This is a genomic window from Spirillospora sp. NPDC049024 (assembly GCF_040649235.1).
GTDB lineage: Bacteria > Actinomycetota > Actinomycetes > Streptosporangiales > Streptosporangiaceae > Spirillospora.
Genome location: NZ_JBEZFD010000062.1, coordinates 1 through 1,399 on the forward strand (window position 1 = coordinate 1; position 1,399 = coordinate 1,399).

At 67.9% G+C, this 1,399-nt stretch carries 1 protein-coding gene; it reads left to right on the top strand.

Features of this window, described 5'->3' with window-relative positions:
* Positions 1-138 precede the first annotated feature (138 nt).
* On the top strand, positions 139-1,359 hold the full coding sequence (locus AB0C21_RS43310) for an IS256 family transposase (protein WP_500212345.1): 1,221 nt from the start codon (positions 139-141) through the stop codon (positions 1,357-1,359).
* The last annotated feature ends 40 nt before the right edge of the window (positions 1,360-1,399 follow it).

Sequence of the window (1,399 nt, forward strand, 5' to 3'; positions counted from 1 at the left end):
GGGACTGTACGGTTTTCGGTGTAACTCCTGATCAAGGAGTGACACCTGGTGACGAGAACTGAAGTGAAGGCGGACGGCGCGGTGGCCAAGGCCGACAAGCCCTCCAAGAGCAAGGGCGCGGGCCGGGTCGATCAGGACCTGGTCGGGCAGCTGGTCGCGCAGGCCCGTGAGCAGGGCTTGGAGTTGACCGGTGAGGGCGGGCTGCTGGCCCAGCTGACCAAGCAGGTGCTGGAGTCGGCGCTGGAGGGCGAGATCGCCGACCACCTGGGCTATGACCGGCATGAGCGGGCCGGCGGCGAGGGCGGCGGGAACTCCCGCAATGGGCACCGCTCCAAGACGGTGACCACCGAGGTCGGGCCGGTGGAGATCCAGGTGCCCCGCGACCGGGACGCCAGCTTCGAGCCGAAGATCGTGCGCAAGCGGCAGCGGCGGCTGACCGGGGTGGACGAGATGGTGCTGTCGCTGAGCGCCAAGGGCCTGACCCACGGCGAGATCTCGGCGCACCTGGCCGAGGTGTATGGCGCGTCGGTGTCCAAGCAGACCATCTCCACCATCACCGACAAGGTCATCGACGGCATGGTCGAATGGCAGAACCGGCCGCTGGACCCGGTCTATCCGGTGGTCTTCCTGGATGCCGTCCAGGTGAAGATCCGCGACGGGCAGGTCGCCAACCGCCCCATCTATGTCGCGTTGGCGGTGACGGTGGACGGCACCCGCGACATCCTGGGGCTGTGGGCCGGCGACGGTGGTGGTGAGGGCGCGAAGTACTGGCTGCACGTGCTCACCGAACTGAAGAACCGCGGGGTCGCCGACGCCTGCATGGTGGTCTGCGACGGGCTGACCGGGCTGCCGGACGCGGTCGCGCACGTGTGGCCGCAGGCGCTGGTGCAGACCTGCATCGTGCACCTGCTGCGCAACTCCTTCCGTTACGCCGCCCGCCAGGACTGGGACGCCATCGCGCGTGCGCTCAAGCCGGTCTACACCGCACCCACCGAATCAGCGGCCATGGAGCGGTGGCTGGAGTTCGCCGAGGTCTGGGGCGCCAAGTACCCGGCGATCGTCAGGCTGTGGGAGAACGCCTGGGCCGAGTTCGTCCCGTTCTTGCAGTTCGACCCCGAGATCCGCAAGGTCGTGTGCTCCACCAACGCCATCGAATCGGTGAACGCCCGCATCCGCCGCGCGGTCAAGGCCCGCGGCCACTTCCCCAACGAGCAGGCCGCACTCAAGTGCGTCTACCTCGCGGTCATGAGCATGGACCCCAAAGGCACCGGCCGCAAACGCTGGATCTCCCGCTGGAAGGCCGCCCTCAACGCCTTCGAGATCACCTTCGAAGGCCGCCTGGCCGCCGCCCGCAACTAGACCCCGCAAGATCGAGTTACACCGTTAACTGGACAGACCC